Raw genomic sequence first — 17,728 nt, forward strand, 5'->3', positions numbered from 1 at the left:
CTCAGAAGAGGAAGTAGCGCTGGGCCATGGGCAGTTCCGTCGCCGGGGCGGGCTCGACCGCGTCGCCGTCGATGGTCACGGTGAAGCTGTCGGCGTCGACCCGTACGTCCGGGGTCGCGTCGTTCAGCCGCATGTCCGCCTTGGTCAGCGACCGCGTGGAGCGGGCCGCGACCAGCGCCTTGCCCAGCCTGAGGCGGTCGCCGAGGCCGGCGTCGAGCGCGAGGGGGGAGACGAAGGAGACGGAGTTGGCGTGCGGGGCGCGGCCGGTGGCGCCGAACATGGGGCGCGGCAGGACCGGCTGCGGGGTGGGGATGGAGGCGTTGGCGTCGCCCATCTGCGCGTACGCGATCTGGCCGCCCTTGATGACCAGTTGCGGCTTGACGCCGAAGAACGCCGGGTCCCACAGGACGAGGTCGGCGAGCTTGCCGGGCTCGACGGAGCCGATCTCGTGGTCGACGCCGTTGGCGACGGCGGGGTTGACCGTGTACTTGGCGACGTACCTGCGCGCCCGCAGGTTGTCGGCGCGGCCGTCGCCGGGCAGCGCGCCGCGCCGCTTCTTCATCACGTGCGCGGTCTGCCAGGTGCGCAGCACGACCTCGCCGATGCGGCCCATGGCCTGGGAGTCGGAGGAGATGACGGAGATGGCGCCGAGGTCGTGCAGGACGTCCTCCGCGGCGATGGTCGAGGGCCGGATGCGGGACTCGGCGAAGGCGAGGTCCTCGGGCACCGCGGGGTTGAGGTGGTGGCAGACCATCAGCATGTCGAGGTGCTCCTCGACGGTGTTGACGGTGTGCGGGCGGGTCGGGTTGGTGGAGCTGGGCAGGACGTGGGGGGCGGAGACGACGGTGATGATGTCGGGGGCGTGGCCGCCGCCGGCGCCTTCGGCGTGGTAGGCGTGGACGGTACGGTCGGCGAGGGCGGCGAGGGTGTCGCCGACGAAGCCGGCCTCGTTGAGCGTGTCGCTGTGGAGCGCGAGCTGCGCGCCGGTCTCCTCGCAGACGGTAAGGCAGGCGTCGATGACGGCGGGGGTGGCGCCCCAGTCCTCGTGGATCTTGAAGCCGAGGGCGCCGCCGCGCAGTTGGCCGAGCAGCGCCTCGCGGGAGACGGTGCTGCCCTTGCCGAGCAGGCCGACGTTGACGGGGACGCCGTCCATGGCCTCCAGCATCCGGGCGAGGTGCCACGGCCCGGGGGTGACGGTGGTGGCCTTGCTGCCCTCGGCGGGGCCCGTACCGCCGCCGATGAGGGTGGTGATGCCGGCGGCGAGCGCCTCGTCGGCGAGCTGGGGGCAGATGAAGTGGACGTGGGCGTCGACGGCGCCCGCCGTGAGGATCCTGCCGTTGCCCGCGACGATCTCGGTGTCCGGGCCGATGACCAGCTCGGGGTGGACGCCGTCCATGGTGTCGGGGTTGCCGGCCTTGCCGAGCGCGGTGACGCGCCCGTCGCGGATGCCGACGTCGGCCTTGACGACGCCCCAGTGGTCGAGGACGACGGCGCCGGTGATGACGGTGTCGGGCGTGCCGTCGGCGCGGGTGGCGCGGGAGACGCCCATGGACTCGCGGATGACCTTGCCGCCGCCGAAGACCGCCTCGTCGCCCGCGCGCCCGGGGCCGCCGGCGCGGTCCTCCTCGATCTCGATCAGCAGGTCGGTGTCGGCGAGCCGGATGCGGTCGCCGGTGGTGGGCCCGAAGAGGTCGGCGTACGCGGCTCGGGACAGCTCAGCCATCGAGCGCCCCGCCGTCCAGCGCCCCGCCGTCCAGCGCCCCGCCGTCCAGCGCCCCGCCCTCAAGTGCCCCGTCATCGAGCGCCCCGCCCGTCTCGCCGCGCAGCCCCGGCACCACCCGCCGGCCGGCGAGCGGGATCAGCTCGACCTCCACCGGCACGCCGGGCTCGAAGCGCACGGCGGTGCCCGCGGCGACGCCGAGGCGCCTGCCGCGGGCGGCGGCGCGGTCGAACTCCAGGCCCGGGTTGGCCTCGGCGAAGTGGTAGTGGGAGCCGACCTGGACGGGCCGGTCGGCGGCGTTGAGCACGGTGAGCCGGATGACGTCCGCGCCCTCGTTCAGGCGGACGGCCCCGGCTCCGTAGCGGATCTCTCCTGGGATCACGGCCGGTCCTCCCTCAGGCTATGGGGTCGTGGACGGTGACGAGCTTGGTGCCGTCCGGGAAGGTCGCCTCCACCTGCACGTCGCGCAGCATCTCGGGGATGCCGTCCATGACGTCGTCGCGGGTGAGCACCTTGCGGCCGGAGGCCATCAGGTCGGCGACGCTGCGGCCGTCGCGGGCGCCTTCGAGCACGTGGGAGGTGATGAGCGCGACCGCCTCCGGGTGGTTGAGCCGCAGCCCGCGCGCCCGGCGCTTCTCGGCGACGTCCGCGGCCACGTGGATGAGCAGCCGTTCCTGTTCCCGGGGAGTCAGTCGCACGCGTCCCACCTGCCCTTCCGGCTCCGGTCCCCCCGGGCGCCGTCCAGGCCCGGAGTCCGGCGGGCCACGGTAGCCCGCGCGTTTTTCGGGCGCGTTACGCGGCCGCCGCCGGTGACGTCGGCGCTCCGCGCTACTCCACGGGTTTCCTCGGCTTCATCGACGCCAGCGCCGCGGGGAGTTCGCGGCGGGAGGTGACGCCCAGCTTCGGGTACGCCTTGTACAGGTGGTACTCCACCGTGCGGGGGGAGAGGAACAGCCGGGCCGCGATGTCGCGGCTGCTGGTGCCGTCCGCCGCCAGGCGGACGACCTGGAGTTCCTGGGGCGTCAGCCGGTCCGCCGGGTCCGGGGCCGTGGCGCGGGCCGTCGCCTGGACTTCGCCGGCCGCGCGGAGTTCCGCGCGGGTGCGGTCCGACCAGGGGGCGGCGGCCAGGGAGTCGAAGAGCGCGAGTGCGGTACGGAGGTGGGTGCGGGCCTCCGTACGGCGGCGTGCGCGGCGGAGGTGTTCGCCGAACAGCAGCTCGGTGCGGGCCTGTTCGAAGGGGCGGCCGGCCGGTTCCGCGTGGAGCCGTACCGCCTCGGCGTACGCCCCCTCCACGCGGCCCGCCGTCGCCGCACCGGGAGACCCGCCGCCCGCCTCCCGGTCCGCCTGGCCGCCCGCCTGTCCGCCCGGCGCCTGTCCGCCCGGCGCCTCCGCCAGCAGCGCCGCGTTGCGCAGCGCCACCGCCCGTGCCCACGGCTGCCCGCTCGCCGCCGCCCACGCCGCGAAGCGGCGGGCCGGCGCCGCGGCGCGCTCCGGCGTCCCCAGCCGCACCGCCGCCTCCACCTCGTCCGCCGTCGCGAACAGCAGCGCCGCGCTGTAACGGGCCACCCCGACGCGGGCCTCCGCCAGCCGGTTCAGCACGTCCTCGTGCCGGCCGAGGCCGAGGTCGAGGAGGGCCAGGGCGGTGGCGCCGTACGCCCCGCCCGCGGTCATCGCCGGCGTGGCCAGGGACCGTACACGGTCTTCGTCGCCCTCGATCGCGGGTATGCGGGCGAGGAGGTTGTTCAGGCGGCCGACGCGCGCCTGGAGGCCCGTGTCGCGGGCGATGGTGGCGGCTTCGGCGACGGTGGCCTCGGCCTCGCGGTGGTTCCCGGCGTAGATCTGGTGCCGGGCGAGCACGTGCAGCAGGTACGGCAGCCGGCCGATGAGACCTTCCCGGCGGGCGAGGTCGATCTCCTCGGCGACCAGCGGGAGTTGCGTGGCGTCGGCGAGGTGCGAGCCGGCGGAGATGGCCTGGAGCCGGGCCGGGGAGCCGGTCGGCGCGTCCGTCAGCAGCTCCGTGAGCAGCGGCAGGCCGCGGGCGAAGTCGTCTTCCGCGAGGTGTGCCAGGCCGCGCACGGACCGGTCCCGGCCGTCGCCGCCCCCGCGCCGGCCGAGCAGCGTCGCGGCCCGGTGCACGGCCGCGACGTCGCCGCCGAGCCAGGCGTAGGTGGCCGCCGTGCGCGTCATGGTCGGGCCGTGGGCGAGGGAGTCGGGCGCGTGCGCGAGGAGCAAGGCCGCGGCCTCGGCGGCGGCGTCCTTCTCGAAGAGCCAGAAGGAGCGGATGTACGCCAGCTCGGCCCGCAGGTTCGCGTCTGCCGTCTGCCCGTACGCCTCCTCCGCCAGCTCCGCCGCCTGCTCCGCGTGCCCGGCCTGCTGCGCGGCCCACGCCGCCGCCGTCAGCCGGCGCACCCGCGGCTCCGTCTCCGGGGTGAGCCGGGCGGCCTCGGCGTACGTCTCCGCCGCCGCGGCCGGGCCGCCGCGGGTCATGGCGCGCCGCGCGCCGGCCTCCAGTCCGGCGGCGACCGCCTCGTCCGGCCCCGTGGCGGCCGACGCCAGGTGCCGGGTGCGGCAGTCGGGGTCGCCGGAGCTGGCGGCCAGCGCCTCGTGCACGGCGATGCGGGTGGCGAGCGGGGCGGCGGTGTAGGCGGCGGTACGGATCAGGGGGTGGCGGAACTCGACGAACTCCCCGACCACGGCCACCAGCCCCCGCTGCTCCGCCGCCGCCAGGTCCGCGAGCCCGACGTCCAGCCGCGCCGCGGCGGCCAGCACGTACCGCAGGGTGCTGCGCGCGTCGGAGGCGGCGATGAGCAGCATCAGCCGGGTCCGCTCCGGCAGCTCCAGCACCCGGCCGCGGTACGCGGCGAGCACCCGCTCGGCGGCCGGCAGCGGGTGCCCGGGGCTCGGCTGCCGGCCGTCGGCGGCGGGTCCCGCGGCGCCGAACTCGCGCAGCGCGAGCGGGTTTCCGAGGGACTCCTCCAGCACCCGGTTGCGTACCGCCGCGGGCACGTCGAGGCCCGCGAGCAGGGCCAGCGCGTCGTCGCGGCCGAGCCGGGAGAGCGGCAACTGCGGCAGCCCGGCGGCGGGGAAGCCGGCGTCGCCGTCCGGCTGCGCGGTGCGCGCGGCGAAGAGCAGCGCGACGCGCTCGACGCCGAGGCGGCGGGCGGCGAACAGCAGCGCGTCGGCGGACGGTGCGTCGATCCACTGCGCGTCGTCCACCAGGCAGAGCACCGGCGCGTCCTCGGCCACCTCGGCGAGCAGCGACAGCACCGCCAGCCCGACGCGGAACCGGTCGTGCCCCTCGGCGGCACCGGTGCCGACCGCGGCGCCCAGCGCGTCCGCCTGCGGCTGCGGCAGCTTGCCGACGCGGTCGAGCACGGGCCGCAGCAACTGGTGCAGCGCGGCGAACGCGAGCGCCCGCTCGGCCTCCCAGCCGACGGCGCGCAGCACGGTGAACCCGCGCCGCCGCGCCGCGTCCTCGGCGTACGCGAGCAGCGACGACTTGCCGATGCCCGCCTCGCCGCGCAGCACGAGGCTCTGCCCGCGGCCGTCCGCGGCGGCGCCGATCAGCGCGTCGAGTCCGGCCAGCTCTTTCTGACGCCCGTACAGATTCACCAGTCAGCACCTACGTGGGTGGGTCGGCGGCGCCGCGGACGGCGGTTTACGTATGCGACTACCGAAGCGCTACGGATCCGGCGGGCATTCCCCGCTTCGTACGTTCGACGCATGACGAACACCCTCTTCGAACCCGTACGGATCGGCCGCCTCGACCTCCCGCACCGGCTGGCGATGGCCCCGATGACCCGCTCCCGCGCCACCGCCGGCAGCGGGCTGGTGTCGGAGCTGACCGCCGAGTACTACGAGCAGCGGGCCACCGCCGCGCTGATCGTCACCGAGGGCACCCAGCCCCGCGTGCGCGGCCAGGGCTACATCCAGACGCCCGGCATCCACACCGCGGAGCAGGTCGCCGCCTGGCGGAAGGTGACCGACCGGGTACACGCGGCGGGGGGCCGGATCTTCCTGCAACTGCTGCACACCGGCCGTGTCGGGCACCCCTACCTGTATCCGGACGGCGGGCTTCCGGAGGCGCCGTCGGCCGTCGCGTCCGGCGAGTCGCTGTTCACCGACGACCAGGGGCTGCTGCCGCACCCGGTGCCCCGCGAGCTGACCGCCGACGACATCGGCGGTATCGTCCGGGACTTCGCGGCCGGCGCGCGCAACGCGGTGGAGGCGGGCTTCGACGGCGTCGAACTGCACGGCGCCAACGGCTACCTCATCCACCAGTTCCTCTCCGGCAACTCCAACCGCCGCACCGACGACTACGGCGGCCCGGCGGAGAACCGGGTCCGCTTCGCCGTCGAGACGGTACGGGCGGTCAGCGAGGCGATCGGTGCGGAGCGCACCGCGCTGCGCATCTCGCCCGGCAACGACGCCAACGGCGTCGCCGAGACCGACACGGCCGAGCTGTACGCGGCGCTGCTCGCGGCGCTCGCCCCGTATCCGCTGGCCTACCTGCACACCCTGGAGGCCCACCCGGGGCTGCGCGACGTGACCGAGCAGGTGCGCCGCGGCTGGGCGGGCCCGCTGATGCTGAACTCCGCGCACCACGGCGGCGGCGACCCGGTCGAGGATGCGGCGCGCCTGGTCGCCGCGGGCACGGCGGACGTCGTGGCGCTGGGCGCACGCTGGCTGGCCAACCCCGACCTGCTCGCGCGGGCACGGGCCGGCGGTCCGTACAACGAGGCCGAGGAGGCGACGTACTACGGCGGCGACCACCGCGGATACACCGATTACCCGGCGCTTGCGCCGCAGGAGGCAGCGCTTGCGCCGCGGGAGGCAGCGGTCGCGCCGCCGGCGGCCACCGCCGCCGGCTGAGCCGACCGCCTGGTCGGGGCGCCGGGGCGGCGATGCGAGACAATTCGACTGTCGCATCGGCAAACCCCGGAGGATTTCGTGACCGGTTTCGTGGAGAAGCCCCAGCCCGTCCAAGTGCCCGGCCTCGTGCATCTGCACACGGGCAAGGTCCGCGACCTGTACGAGGACGCCGAGGGCCGGCTGGTGATGGTGGCCAGCGACCGGATCTCCGCGTACGACTGGGTCCTCCCCACCGAGATCCCCGACAAGGGCCGGATCCTGACCCGGCTGTCGCTGTGGTGGTTCGACCGGATCGCCGACATCGTGCCGCACCACGTGCTCTCCTCGGAGGTGCCCGAGGGCGCCCCCGCCGCCTGGGCGGGGCGCGTCCTGGTGTGCCGCCCGCTGCGGATGGTGCCGGTGGAGTGCGTGGCGCGCGGCTACCTGGCCGGCTCGGGGCTCGCGGAGTATGCCGAGTCCGGCTCGGTCTGCGGCGTCGACCTGCCGCCGGGGCTGGCCGACGCCTCCGCGCTGCCCGCGCCCGTGTTCACGCCGGCGACGAAGGCGGAGGTGGGGGAGCACGACGAGAACGTCACGTACGAGGAGGTCGTCCGCCGGGTCGGCCCGCTCGTCGCGGCGGAGCTGCGCCGGGTGACGCTGAAGGTGTACGGGCGCGGGCGGGACATCGCCCGCAAGCGGGGGCTGATCCTGGCGGACACCAAGTTCGAGTTCGGCTACACCGGCGACGCGGTCGGCGAGGGCGAGATGGTCCTCGCCGACGAGGTGCTGACGCCGGACTCGTCGCGCTTCTGGGCCATCGACGACTGGCTGCCGGGCCGGCCGCAGCCGGCGTTCGACAAGCAGTACGTACGCGACTGGCTGACGTCCGGCGAGTCCGGCTGGGACCGGCACGGCGACGCGCCGCCGCCGGAGCTGCCGGCGGAGGTCGTGGCACGTACGCGCGCCAAGTACGTGGAGGCGTACGAGCGGCTGACGGGGGAGCGCTGGGAGGACTGAGCCCGGAGGGCGCTCAGCCCGCCGCGGGCTGCGGCGAGGGCGGCGCGCCCGTCAGGTGGTACTGCACGATCGGCGCCAGCTTGCCGATCAGCTCCTCCGGGTCCGCCGAGGCCATCGGTTCGAGCTTGACGATGTAGCGCAGCATCGCCGTCCCCACGAGCTGCGCCACCGCCAGCTCCGCCCGCATCTCGCCGTCGGGACCGGGCAGCGACGGCGTGATCCGGTGCAGCAGGTTGCGCGTGACGATGCGGCGGAAGATCGCGGCGGCCGTCTCGTTGCTGACCGCGGAGCGGATGACGGCGAGTAAAGGCTCGCGGGAGAGCCGGTTCTCCCAGACGCCGAAGAAGAAACGGGTCATGCGCTCGCCCGCGCCGTCCATCGGGCCGGCGAGGACGAGGTCCGGCACCGCCATCGCGGGCGCGAAGGTGACTTCGAGCGCCGCCTCGAAGACCTGCTCCTTGGTGCCGAAGTAGTGGTGGACGAGCGCCGGGTCGACGCCCGCGGACTTGGCGATGCCGCGGATGGAGGTCTTGTCGTAGCCGTGCTCGGCGAACTCGGAGCGGGCCGTCGCCAGGATCCGGTCCCGGGTGCCGGGCCCGTCCTCGACGGCGCCGCGCCGGGGCCGGCCCCGGCCCCGTTTCGGAGGGTCGTCCCCCGCCCTCTTCGGCCTCATCACGACGCGCCGCGCGGGACCGGCGCCGCGAGGTTGAGCCGGGTGAACGCCAGCGACTCCGCGAGGTCCGACTCGCGCTCCGCGGCGGACATCGCCCGCCGGGTGTTGATCTCCACCACGACCTGCCCGCCGAACCCGCGCGCCGCCAGCCGCTCCAGCATCCCGGCGCACGGCTGGTTGCCGCGCCCGGGCACCAGGTGCTCGTCCTTGCCGGAGCCGGAGCCGTCGGCCAGGTGCACGTGGCACAGCCGGTCGCCCATGCGGTCGGCCATCTCCAGCGCGTCGTTGCGGGCGGTGGCGGTGTGCGAGAGGTCCAGGGTGTGGTGGCGGTAGTCCTCGTTGGTGACGTCCCAGTCGGGCGCGTACGCGAGCATCTCCTTCTCGCGGTAGCGCCAGGGGTACATGTTCTCCACCGCGAACTGCACCGCGGTCTCGTCGGCCATGCGCCAGATGCCGCGGACGAAGTCGCGCGCGTAGTTGCGCTGCCAGCGGAACGGCGGGTGCACGACCACGGTCTCGGCGCCCAGTCGCTCGGCGGCCGACCGCGCCCGCCGCAGCTTCTCCCACGGGTCCCGCGACCACACGCGCTGCGTGATCAGCAGGCACGGCGCGTGGATGGCGAGCACCGGCACGCCGTGGTGGTCGGAGAGCCGGCGCAGCGCCTCGATGTCCTGGCTGACGGGGTCGGTCCAGACCATGACCTCCACGCCGTCGTAGCCGAGGCGGGCGGCGGTCTCGAAGGCGGTCGCGGTCGGCTCGGGGTAGACGGACGCGGTGGACAGGGTGACCCGCGCGTCCGGCACCCGGACCCCGCGGGCGTCGCCGCGGGGCTCGGCGTCGCCGCCGGCGCCGCTCTCGGCGTCGGTCATGGTGCCGGTTCCGGTACGGGCCCCGGTCCTGGTCTCCGTCCCGGACCCGGTCCCGGCCCCGGTCTCACCGGCCGTGCCGCGCCCGTCCGTTTTGCCGGTCTTGCCGGTTTCATCATGCTCGTCGGTCCGGTAACGGGATGCTCCTGCCACGGAGACAGCGTACGCGGCCTCCCGCGCGTCCGGCCTCGTCACGGCAACTGGTCCAGCCGCTTCAGGATGACCCCTTCGCGCAGCGCCCACGGGCAGATCTCCACCGTGTCCACCCCGAACAGGTCCATCGCCCCCTCCGCCACCAGTGCCCCCGCGAGCAACTGCCGCGCCCTGCCCTCCGACACCCCCGGCAGCTCCGCCCGCTCCGCCGACGCCATCGTGGCCAGCCGCGGCACCCACTCCTCCAGCGCCTTCGCCGACAGCGACCGGTGCGTGTACAGCCCCTCCGCCGAGCGCGCCGCGCCCGCGATCCGCGCGAGCTGCCGGTACGTCTTGGACGTCGCCACCACGTGATCCGGCTCACCGAGCCGGCTGAACTCGCTGACGACCCGGGCGATCTGCGCGCGCACGTACCGCCGCAGCGCCCGTACGTCGTCGGGGTCGGGCGGGTCGCCCGGCAGCCAGGACGTCGTCAGCCGGCCGGCCCCCAGCGGCAGCGAGACCGCCTTGTCGGGGTCCTCATCGATCCCGTACGCGATCTCCAGCGACCCGCCGCCGATGTCCAGGACCAGCAGTTTCCCGGCCGACCAGCCGAACCAGCGGCGCGCGGCCAGGAACGTCAGCCGCGCCTCCTCCTCGCCGGTCAGGACGGTCAGCTTGACCCCGGTCTCGTCGGCGACGCGCGCGAGCACGGCCTCGGCGTTGGCCGCCTCGCGGACCGCGGAGGTGGCGAACGGGAGCACGTCTTCTGCGCCCTTGTCCTCCGAAACCTGCACCGCCTCGTGAATCGTGGCGATCAGCCGCTCCACCCCGTCGTCGGCGATCGCACCCTCCTCGTCGAGGAGTTCGGCGAGCCGCAGCTCAGCCTTGTGCGAGTACGCGGGCAGCGGCCGGGCACCGGGGTGCGCGTCCACCACCAGCAGGTGCACCGTGTTCGAACCCACATCCAGAACGCCGAGTCGCATAACGGGAAACGCTAGCGCCTTGCCGCACGGCCGTACGCTGGGTCCCGTGAGCAAGAGGAAGAAACAGGGCAAAACGCAAGCCGGTTCGGGCGTCGTACGCGAGAAGGCCGTGCGCGAGGGCGCCGTGCGGGACGGCGCCGTACGCGAGGACGCGGCGCCGGCCCCCGCTCGGGCGGAGGAGGTCGGGCTCGACTTCGCGCGCGCCTGGGTGGAGTTTCCGGACCCCGCCGACGACGAACAGGTCTTCCGCTGCGACCTGACGTGGCTGACGTCACGCTGGTCGTGCATCTTCGGCCGCGGCTGCCAGGGCATCGACGCCGCGGGCCCCGACGACGGCTGCTGCACGCTGGGCGCGCACTTCTCCGACAAGGACGACGAGAAGCGGGTCGCCCGGCACGTCCGGCGGCTCACGCCCGAGCTGTGGCAGTACCACGCGGAGGGCCGCGGCCGGGACGGCTGGATCGAGACCGACGAGGACGGCGAACGCAAGACGCGCCGCGTGGACGGCGCCTGCGTCTTCCACAACCGCGCCGGCTTCGCCGGCGGCACGGGCTGCGCGCTGCACCTGCTGGCGCTGGGCGAGGGCCGCGAGCCGCTGGAGACCAAGCCGGACGTCTGCTGGCAACTGCCGCTGCGCCGGTCCTACGAGTGGGTCACACGGCCGGACGACACGAAGGTGCTGGTGGTCTCCATCGGCGAGTACGACCGCCGCGGCTGGGGCCCCGGCGGCCACGACCTGCACTGGTGGTGCACGTCGGCGCCGTCCGCACACGGCGGCGGCCGGCCGGTGTACGTGTCGTACCGGCCGGAGCTGGTGGAGCTGATGGGCGAGAAGGCGTACGCACGCCTGTCGGAGCTGTGCGAGCAACGCCTCCGGGCCGCCCCGCACGGAGCCCTCCCGGCCCCCCACCCGGCGGACTGAGCGGGCGGGCGGCGGGCCCCGTGGCGTCCGCCGCCCCACGGCGGCCCGCCGGGGCCGTCAGCCCGCGGGGGACGGTACCCCCGCCGGGGGCGGGGACGACGAGGCCGGACTCGCGGGCGGGGCGGGCGTGCTCGGCGGCGGCTCCGGGGGCGACGGGTCGGGGTCCGACGGGCCGGGGCCGGGGTCGGACGGTGACGGGTCCGGATCCGGATCCGGATCCGACGGCGACGGGGCCGGGCCGGAAGGTGACGGCGAGGGCGGCGGGGAGGGCGATTTCGGCGGGTTCGGCGTCGGAGGGCGCGCCGGGCCCGGCGCCGTACGGCCCGTGCCCGTACCGCTGCCGGTGCCGCTGTCCGTTCCACTGCCCGCGCCGCTGATCAGGACCGCCGCCCCGCCCGGCGTCACGTACACCCGCGCCTGCCAGCCGCCCCGCGGCTCGCTCGCCTCCGCGACCACCACCGCGACCGTCGTCGCCTCGCCGGGCCGCAGCGTCCCGTACGTGGCGCTGAACCGCAGCCACGGCGCGTCCGTCCCGAGCCGCCAGTCGACCGGCGCGCCGCCGGACGCCCGCAGCCGCAGGTACGTGGTCTCGCCGCTCGGCCACGCCTCCACCGTCAGCCGCCCCGGCCCCACCCCCGGCCGGCCCGGGGTCGCCCCGCCGCGGTCGACGACCTCGACCGAGACGTCCGGCCGGTTGCCGCCGTGGTCGGACGACCGCGGCGAGGGGTCGTCGTGCGCGCTGCCGGCCTTCTCCACCGGCCGCCCGTCCAGCTCCTCCGGCTCGTCCGCGCCCGCGCTCGGCGGCGGCCAGCCGGGCTGCGCCTCGCCGGCCCCCGGCCCGCCGCGGTTCGCGGCCCACAGCGCCAGCACCGGCGCCGCGATGACGGTCGCCACGACGGTCGACGTCACCGCCCGGGAGCGCAGCCGGCCGCGGCGGGCGGCGCGGTGCCGGGGGTCGCGGGGGTAGCCGCGGCGGTCGAAGCGCGGCGGGTGCGCGAAGCGGGTGCGCTGGGCGCGCAGCATCGCCGTGTACGCCGATGCGCGGGGCGCCCGCAGCACCGGCAGCGGTCCCTCGGGGCGCGCGGCGCGCAGCGTGCCGGGCCAGGCCCAGCCGGCGCCGGCGCGCTCGGCGGCGCGGCGGCAGTCGGCGCAGTCGTCCACGTGCCGGACCAGCTCGCGGCTGAGGGCGGCGCTGAGGAACAGCCGGCTGTCGCCGGCGAGCCGGGCGATGGCGGGACAGCCGTGCTGGTCGACGACGGCGAGCGCGGCGCGGGTCCGCTCGACCTCGGCGGCGGCGGTGGACAGCAGCACGCGGGCGGCGTCCGGGTGCTGGCCGAGCACGGTGGCGACCTCCTCGGCGGGCAGCCGGTGCCGTACGGCCAGCTCCAGCGCCTCGCGCTGCTCGGGGGTCGTGCCGGCGGCCTCCGGCCAGGCGAGCGCGGCCAGTTCGCGGCGGCGCCGGTGGGCGGCGGCCTCCGACACCGGCTCGGGCTCCGGCTCCGATGCGGGCATCGGCTCCGGCACCTGCCCCGGCGCCTGCTCCGCGGCGGTGCCGGATCGCCTCTCCTCGGCGGGCCGCTTCTGCGTGGGCCGGTGCGCCGGCCGCTGCCCCGGCCGGTGCGCGGACCGCTGCGCCGGCTTCCGGTCCATGCGGCGCACACAGGCCCAGCGGGCCAGCGAGTACAGCCAGGGCCGCCACTCGGCGGGTGTCGCGGGCCGCCGCCGCGGCTGGCGTTCGGCGATCGCGAGCACGTCGCCGAGGGCGGCGACGGCGTCGTCGTGGTCGCACAGCACCGACATGCAGTACGTGAACAGGCCGTCCAGATAGGGCTCGTACTGCTCGGGCGGGCGCTGTGGCGGCGGCTGCCGGGCGGGTTCGGGGTCGGGGCTGCTCGTCACCCCGCGAACCTAGGCGCATAGTCGCGTACGGACCGGGGTGGTTGGGCGCTTCTCACCCCCACGGGTGACGTTGTCACTCAATGGGGGACGTTGTCCCCCCAGGAGTGCCCGCAGCCCGCCGGCGGCGTCGTCCGGTACCCCCGGCCCGTATGCGCGCGAAGGCCGCGCAGGGCGCCGCGACCGCCGCGCCCAGCGCGAGGCCCGCCGCCGCGTCGAGCGGGTAGTGCACGCCGACGAAGACCCGCGACACCGCCAGCAGCACGCCGAACGGCAGCACCCACGCCGTGATCCGCGGCCACGCCACCGCCAGCGCGACGGCCGCGGCGCCGGCGATCGTCGCGTGGTTGCTGGGGAACGACCAGTCGCCCGGCGGCGGGCACTCGGCCAGCGGCTCCGCCGCCCCGCGCACCGCCCGGCAGGGCCGCTCCCGCTCCACCCACACCTTCAGCAACTCGCTCAGCCCGTACGCCGCCACGGTGCCCGCCGCGCCCGCGACCACCGGCGCGCGGCGCGGCGCCGCCCACCACGCGGCGGCGAAGAGCGCGGCCAGCAACAGCAGGCCGGCGTCCGTGCCGTACTCGGCGAGGGCGTGCAGCCAGTCGGGAGTGCGGCGGGCGAGGGAGGTGACGTCCCGGTACAGCTCGTCGTTCATGCCGGGACGGTACGAAGCGTGTTCGGTTCACCACTTCCGGCGAAAGTCAGTACGCTCCCCTGACGAAAGTCAGACTGCGCGGCGGGTACGGGACCGCCTTGCAGCCCCAAGTCTCGTAAGGTTTCCGCGTGGGATCTTTCCGCCGTCCTGTCGGTCCGTTGCCGTCCTCCATCTACTGGCGGCGCCGCGCAGTCCTGCTCGGCCTGCTCGCCGTCCTCGCGATCTTCGCCATCCTGGTCGTCAACCTCGGCGGCGACGGCGAGAAGACCGCCAACGAGGGCAAGAACCCGGCGGAGTCGATCACGCCGGGGCCGACGGACGATTCGACGGTGATCGACGAGCGACCCGGCGGACGTGACGAGACGGGCGGCGGCTCCGGCGGCTCGAACGACTCCGGCGAGGACGGCGGCGGCTCGGGCGGCTCCGAGGGCTCGGACGGCTCCGGCGGCACCGACGGGGGCGACGGCTCCGGCGGCGGCGAGGACGGCGGCTCCGCCGGCGGCGCCGACACGACCGGCTCCGGGGGCGGTTCGGGCTCCGCGGGCGGCGGCTTCGGGGTGGGCTCGGACGGCGTGCCGGCCGGCTCCTCGATGGCCGCGTGCGACGCGGACGACGTCGAGCTGACGCTGCGCAGCGAGGAGCGCTCGTACGCGCCCGGCAAGCGGCCGGTGTTCGAGCTGACCGCGGTCAACTCCGGTGGCAAGGACTGCAAGCTGGACTTCTCGCCGACCTCGACGGTGCTGACGATCTCGACGGCGACCGGCTCGGAGAGCCGCTGGTGGGCGTCGGACGACTGCCCGTGGACGAACGACCCGATCCTGCTGGCTGTGCCGGCGGGCAGCGAGGTCTCGCGGACGTACGAGTGGGACACGCGGGCGAGCCGGCCGGGCTGCGCCACGCCGAAGGCGGACACCGCGGGGGCCGGGAGCTACGAGGCCGAGGTCACCGCGGACGGCTTCGCGACGGCCACGGCGCCGTTCGTGCTGGAGAAGGCGTAACCGACGCCCGCGCACGGGACGCTGTCGGACGTACGTCCCGTGCGGTGCCCGCGACCGGGACGTTGACGCCGTACGCCGGCACGCGGCAGGCGGGCGCGGGGCGTTGACGCCGTACGTCCCCAAAAGGCACCCGGCTACGGGGCGTTGACGCCCCGCGCGGCGCGCCCGACCCGCGGCGCCCCGCCTCCCGGCGCCGCGCCGACCGCGTCAGACGTAGCGCTCCAGGATCGACGACTCCGCCAGCCGCGACAGCCCCTCGCGCACCGACCGGGCCCGCGCCTCGCCCACGCCGTCGACCGTCTGGAGGTCGTCCACGCTGGCCGCGAGGAGCTTCTGGAGGCCGCCGAAGTGCTCCACGAGCCGGTCGATGACGGCGCTGGGGATGCGCGGCACCTTGGCCAGCAGCCGGTATCCGCGCGGAGAGACCGCGGAGTCCAGGGTCTCGGGCACGCCGGGGTAGCCCAGCGCGCGGGCCACGATGGGCAGTTCGAGCAGCTCGCCGTGGGCGAGCCGGTCCAGCTCGGTGAGCGCACGGTCCACGGTGTGCGGGCGGCGGCCGGTGCGCTCGGGGACGTAGTCCCGCACGACGAGCTGGCGCTCCGGCTCGACGCCCGCGATCAGCTCGTCGAGCTGGAGGGACAGCAGCCGGCCGTCGGTGCCCAGCTCGACCACGTACTCCGCGATCTCGGTGGCGATCCGGCGCACCATCTCCAGCCGCTGCGCGACGGCGGAGACGTCCCGCACCGTCACCAGGTCCTCGATCTCCAGCGCGGAGAGCGTGCCGGCGACCTCGTCCAGCCGGAGCTTGTACCGCTCCAGGGTGGCCAGCGCCTGGTTCGCCCGGGAGAGGATCGCGGCGGAGTCCTCCAGCACGCGCCGCTGGCCGTCGACGTACAGCGCGATGAGCCGCATCGACTGGCTGACGGAGACGACGGGGAAGCCGCTCTGGATGGACACCCGCTGCGCGGTGCGGTGGCGGGTGCCGGTCTCCTCGGTGGGGATCGAGGCGTCGGGGAGCAACTGCACGCCCGCGCGCTCGATCCGGGTGATGTCCCGGTCGAGGACCACGGCGCCGTCGAGCTTGCACAGCTCCCGCAGCCGGGTCGCCGTGAACTCGACGTCCAGCACGAAGCCGCCGGTGCAGATGGACTCGATGATCTTGTCCGTGCCCAGCACGATGAGCCCGCCCGTGTTGCCGCGCAGCACCCGTTCCAGGCCGTCGCGCAGCCCCGTGCCGGGCGCGACCGCGCTCAGCGCGGCCCTCACCGCGGCATCGGAACCGGAACTGCCGCCGGCTCTGCCCGGGGCGCCCGCCCGGTCGCCTGCTGCCACTGGAATCCTCCGGAATCCTCCGGTCGTCGTTTCGGCGCTCTACGCGTGCGCCGGCGGCGCACGCACGAGCCCCCTGCGCTCCCCCGCACGGAAGAGACCGGGGCAAAGTCTACCGGCGCGCCTCCTCGGGCTGCCGGGACTCCCTTCGCTCCCTCTCCCCACCCGGCTCACGGGGTCCTCCGCCCGCGCGCCGCCGACCGGCGGGCAGCGCGCGCAACGCGTCCCCTATGTCCGCCACTTCCCGTACTTTCATGCCTGAGGGGACCTTGCCCGGGTCCGCGGGCACGAGGGCCTGAGTAAAGCCCAGCCGGGCCGCCTCCGCCAGCCGCCGGGCGACCCCCGTCACCCGCCGCACCTCTCCGGCCAGGCCCACTTCGCCGATCGCGACCAGGTTCTGCGGCAGCGGGGTGTCGGTCGCGGCGCTGGCCAGAGCCAGTGCGACGGCCAGGTCGGCGGCCGGCTCGGAGAGCTTCACGCCGCCGACGGTGGCGCTGTAGATGTCCCGCTTGGACAGCGCGCGGATGTCGCCGCGCTGCTCCAGCACGGCCAGCATCATCGAGACCCGGGAGGTCTCCAGACCGGACGTGGTGCGCCGGGGGGAGGGGATCTGCGAGTCGACCGTCAGCGCCTGCACCTCCGCGACCAGGGGCCGGCGGCCCTCCAGGGTCACCGTCAGACAGGTGCCGGGCACGGGCTCGTCCCGCCGGGTCAGGAACAGGCCGCTGGGGTCGGCCAGCCCGATGATGCCCTCGTCGTGCAGCTCGAAGCAGCCGACCTCGTCGGTCGCGCCGTACCTGTTCTTCATGCCGCGGACCAGCCGCAGCCGGGCGTGCCGGTCGCCCTCGATGTGCAGCACGACGTCCACCAGGTGCTCCAGCAGGCGGGGGCCGGCGATGGCGCCGTCCTTCGTCACGTGCCCCACGAGGATCGTGGCCATCCCGCGCTCCTTGGAGGCCCGGATCAGCGCGCCGGCCACCTCCCGCACCTGTGCCATGCCGCCGGGGGCGCCGTCGATCTCGCCGGAGGCGACGGTCTGCACGGAGTCGAGCACGAGCAGGGCGGGCTTGACCTCGTCGAGGTGGGCGAGGACGGACGCGAGGTCGGTCTCGGCGGCCAGGTACAGCCCGTCGCTGAGCGCCCCGATGCGGTCGGCGCGCAGCCGGACCTGGCCGGCGGACTCCTCTCCCGTCACGTACAGCGTGCGGTCCGTGCCGACCGCGGCCTTCGCGGCCACGTCGAGCAGCAGCGTCGACTTCCCCACGCCGGGCTCGCCGGCCATCAGCACCACGGCGCCGGGCACGAGCCCGCCGCCGAGCACCCGGTCCAGCTCCGGCACGCCGGTGGTGCGGGCCTCCGCGTGGCGGGCGTCGACCTGCGCGATGGGCAGCGCGGCCGTCGTGACCCGGCCGGCGGCCGTGGTCTTGACCGCGGGCGCGCCGACCTCCTCGACCGTGCCCCACGCCTGGCACTCGGGGCAGCGGCCGAGCCACTTCACGGTGGACCAGCCGCACTCGGAGCAGCGGTACGCGGGGCGGTCCCTGCCGCCGCTCTTACGGGTTGCCATGCGCCTAACGTAGCGGGATGCGCTGACAGCGCCGGGAGTTGTCCACAGGCGGGGTGGAGCGCGGGGTGCGCGCCCGTCCGGACTGTGGACAACCGGTCCGGACCGTGGGCAGGGGG

The 17,728-nt window shown here is 75.6% G+C and carries 15 protein-coding genes; 4 read left to right on the plus strand and 11 right to left on the minus strand.

What is annotated here, in order from left to right; translation table 11 throughout:
• Position 1 precedes the first annotated feature (1 nt).
• From QBL21_RS01585 to QBL21_RS01600, 4 genes are all read right to left on the minus strand, one after another.
• Positions 2–1,723 carry an urease subunit alpha gene (locus QBL21_RS01585; RefSeq protein ID WP_407560148.1) on the minus strand — a complete coding sequence of 574 codons (1,722 nt, stop codon included), beginning with the start codon at positions 1,721–1,723 and terminating at the stop codon, positions 2–4.
• Positions 1,716–2,102, minus strand: a complete 387-nt coding sequence (locus QBL21_RS01590) for an urease subunit beta (RefSeq protein WP_407560149.1) — start codon at positions 2,100–2,102, stop codon at positions 1,716–1,718. Before QBL21_RS01590 ends, QBL21_RS01585 begins: the two co-directional genes overlap by 8 nt.
• Positions 2,103–2,115: 13 nt before the next feature.
• Positions 2,116–2,418 (minus strand): urease subunit gamma, encoded by a 303-nt coding sequence (locus QBL21_RS01595; RefSeq protein WP_407560150.1) that lies wholly within the window; start codon positions 2,416–2,418, stop codon positions 2,116–2,118.
• Between the two features lie 130 nt (positions 2,419–2,548).
• Entirely contained in the window at positions 2,549–5,332 is a 2,784-nt protein-coding gene (locus QBL21_RS01600; protein WP_407560151.1) for an AAA family ATPase, read from the minus strand.
• A 111-nt stretch (positions 5,333–5,443) separates the two neighbouring features.
• On the opposite strand from QBL21_RS01600, the gene QBL21_RS01605 reads away from it, so the two are divergent.
• Complete coding sequence (locus QBL21_RS01605) at positions 5,444–6,592, plus strand: alkene reductase (RefSeq protein WP_407560152.1); 1,149 nt, start codon at positions 5,444–5,446, stop codon at positions 6,590–6,592.
• Positions 6,593–6,670: 78 nt separating this feature from the next.
• On the plus strand, positions 6,671–7,588 hold the full coding sequence (locus tag QBL21_RS01610) for a phosphoribosylaminoimidazolesuccinocarboxamide synthase (RefSeq protein ID WP_407560153.1): 918 nt from the start codon (positions 6,671–6,673) through the stop codon (positions 7,586–7,588).
• Positions 7,589–7,601: 13 nt separating this feature from the next.
• On the opposite strand, the gene QBL21_RS01615 is transcribed toward QBL21_RS01610, so the two are convergent.
• The 3 genes from QBL21_RS01615 to QBL21_RS01625 form a co-directional block, all read right to left on the minus strand.
• Complete coding sequence (locus tag QBL21_RS01615) at positions 7,602–8,261, minus strand: TetR family transcriptional regulator (protein WP_407560154.1); 660 nt, start codon at positions 8,259–8,261, stop codon at positions 7,602–7,604.
• Entirely contained in the window at positions 8,261–9,130 is an 870-nt protein-coding gene (locus QBL21_RS01620; RefSeq protein WP_407560155.1) for a sugar phosphate isomerase/epimerase family protein, read from the minus strand. The genes QBL21_RS01615 and QBL21_RS01620 overlap by 1 nt, the downstream gene beginning before the upstream one ends.
• Positions 9,131–9,318: 188 nt before the next feature.
• A complete protein-coding gene (locus tag QBL21_RS01625; protein WP_407560156.1) occupies positions 9,319–10,245 on the minus strand; it encodes a Ppx/GppA family phosphatase in 927 nt (308 codons plus the stop codon).
• Positions 10,246–10,264: 19 nt separating this feature from the next.
• Between QBL21_RS01625 and QBL21_RS01630 the strand changes: the two genes are divergently transcribed.
• Positions 10,265–11,167 (plus strand): hypothetical protein, encoded by a 903-nt coding sequence (locus tag QBL21_RS01630; protein ID WP_407560157.1) that lies wholly within the window; start codon positions 10,265–10,267, stop codon positions 11,165–11,167.
• A gap of 57 nt (positions 11,168–11,224) precedes the next feature.
• Here the strand turns inward: QBL21_RS01630 and QBL21_RS01635 are convergent, their stop codons facing one another.
• Both QBL21_RS01635 and QBL21_RS01640 read right to left on the minus strand, forming a co-directional pair.
• Positions 11,225–13,066 carry a sigma-70 family RNA polymerase sigma factor gene (locus QBL21_RS01635; protein ID WP_407560158.1) on the minus strand — a complete coding sequence of 614 codons (1,842 nt, stop codon included), beginning with the start codon at positions 13,064–13,066 and terminating at the stop codon, positions 11,225–11,227.
• A 73-nt stretch (positions 13,067–13,139) separates the two neighbouring features.
• Positions 13,140–13,718: a phosphatase PAP2 family protein gene (locus QBL21_RS01640; RefSeq protein WP_407560160.1), complete on the minus strand. Its 579-nt coding sequence runs from the start codon at positions 13,716–13,718 to the stop codon at positions 13,140–13,142.
• 128 nt (positions 13,719–13,846) lie between these two features.
• On the opposite strand from QBL21_RS01640, the gene QBL21_RS01645 reads away from it, so the two are divergent.
• Positions 13,847–14,716, plus strand: coding sequence for a hypothetical protein (locus tag QBL21_RS01645; protein WP_407560161.1), 870 nt, complete (start codon positions 13,847–13,849; stop codon positions 14,714–14,716).
• Positions 14,717–14,923: 207 nt separating this feature from the next.
• Here QBL21_RS01645 and disA read toward each other — a convergent pair whose 3' ends face one another.
• Positions 14,924–16,048: a DNA integrity scanning diadenylate cyclase DisA gene (gene disA, locus QBL21_RS01650; RefSeq protein ID WP_407560162.1), complete on the minus strand. Its 1,125-nt coding sequence runs from the start codon at positions 16,046–16,048 to the stop codon at positions 14,924–14,926.
• A 109-nt stretch (positions 16,049–16,157) separates the two neighbouring features.
• Positions 16,158–17,612, minus strand: coding sequence for a DNA repair protein RadA (gene radA / locus QBL21_RS01655; protein WP_407560163.1), 1,455 nt, complete (start codon positions 17,610–17,612; stop codon positions 16,158–16,160).
• Between the last annotated feature and the right edge of the window lie 116 nt (positions 17,613–17,728).

The sequence above is a fragment of the Streptomyces sp. 184 genome (genome assembly GCF_045781775.1).
Taxonomy (GTDB): domain Bacteria; phylum Actinomycetota; class Actinomycetes; order Streptomycetales; family Streptomycetaceae; genus Streptomyces.

Excerpts from the sequence above, each read along its gene's own strand:
- QBL21_RS01585 (WP_407560148.1), bottom strand. The coding sequence starts at position 1,723 with ATGGCTGAGCTGTCCCGAGCCGCGTACGCCGACCTCTTCGGGCCCACC.
- QBL21_RS01605 (WP_407560152.1), top strand. The coding sequence starts at position 5,444 with ATGACGAACACCCTCTTCGAACCCGTACGGATCGGCCGCCTCGACCTC.
- QBL21_RS01615 (WP_407560154.1), bottom strand. The coding sequence starts at position 8,261 with ATGAGGCCGAAGAGGGCGGGGGACGACCCTCCGAAACGGGGCCGGGGC.
- QBL21_RS01620 (WP_407560155.1), bottom strand. The coding sequence starts at position 9,130 with ATGACCGACGCCGAGAGCGGCGCCGGCGGCGACGCCGAGCCCCGCGGC.
- QBL21_RS01625 (WP_407560156.1), bottom strand. The coding sequence starts at position 10,245 with ATGCGACTCGGCGTTCTGGATGTGGGTTCGAACACGGTGCACCTGCTG.
- QBL21_RS01640 (WP_407560160.1), bottom strand. The coding sequence starts at position 13,718 with ATGAACGACGAGCTGTACCGGGACGTCACCTCCCTCGCCCGCCGCACT.
- radA (WP_407560163.1), bottom strand. The coding sequence starts at position 17,612 with ATGGCAACCCGTAAGAGCGGCGGCAGGGACCGCCCCGCGTACCGCTGC.